Here is a 1,100-nt window from a genome sequence, read left to right on the forward strand (position 1 = left end):
ACCTTCACGTGCTCACGACACGCAACGGCTCAAAAGTGAAGCTTGGGGCGATCATGGCGCTTACCGGCTCCAACATGGCCCATCGACTGCATGGCAAGAAACGCATGGACGATGCCGAAGCGAAACGTTTCACGGAGCGCCTTGGCTTGCCAACCGGCTGGTTGGACACGCCGCGTTCGGAAGCGGACATTCCGGAATCGGTGTCCGACATGCTTCGCCCTATTTCCCGCGGCAAGGCATCTCAGGCGCAACTCCCGGCCGCGACCGCCGCGAAAAAGGACGCGGGAGCGAACGTCGATCTCGGAATTGTACGCACCGCGCGCGTCCCGATGATCACACCTGTCGATGAAGATCCGCATGCTTCGACAGGGGCCACTATTGAGGAGGCGATCGTCGTCAGCGAACAAGACCGTGCCAGCAAAACCGCCACTGAGTTTGCCAATCCCCCGTCTGCGGAAAGCGACGCCTCATTCCCGACAGCGCTCGAACCGCTTCCCGATGCAGCGGCCCCGCTGGCACGTTCGTTCCCGCGCTCCTTCACATCCGTGACAAGCCTCGACAACCTTGACGGCATCGAGCCGATCGCGGAGGCATTGATCAAGACGCTCGCAGGCAAAGCACGCACTGGCCGTTTGGGCGAACTGAAAGCGCTAGAGCTATTGCAGCAGGCGGTGTTGCTGTAAATAGTTGGTCGAGACCGATGGCACCGGTCGAGTTGGCGCGCGAGTGCTTTCGCATGCCACTCGGTCTGCCACCCGGGAAGAAGATCGTGCCAGTCGTGTCGGCGTTCTGGCGCGGCACGCTTCCTCGACCGGAATATCTAGTGGCGCCGCGTGCCTCTTGCGCTATCGCGCCAAACAAGGTCGGACAACGCTGATGGACACGTCCGGCCGGGAAAACGTCCCTATAAAGCCGTTACGACTAACGAGGCTCCGCCTCAGACCGACGAGTTGTACGGGTGACTGCGGAGCGCTGGCGGTGTAAGGTGGCTCCGGTCGAGCCGGCTGGGACGTGCCCAGCGATGTACGAGCTCGAAGCTCAATGGGTCCGAAGACCCGTGGACGACCGGAGCCAATCATGACGTTATCACAGAGTGTGTG

1 pseudogene is annotated in these 1,100 nt (G+C 61.5%); it reads left to right on the forward strand.

The annotated features are described in order from the left end of the window. A pseudogene (locus tag AWB81_RS43395) lies at positions 1-683 on the forward strand (hypothetical protein); the annotation flags it as partial. Positions 684-1,100: the final 417 nt, after the last annotated feature.

This window comes from Caballeronia arationis, assembly GCF_001544975.2.
Lineage (GTDB): Bacteria > Pseudomonadota > Gammaproteobacteria > Burkholderiales > Burkholderiaceae > Caballeronia > Caballeronia arationis.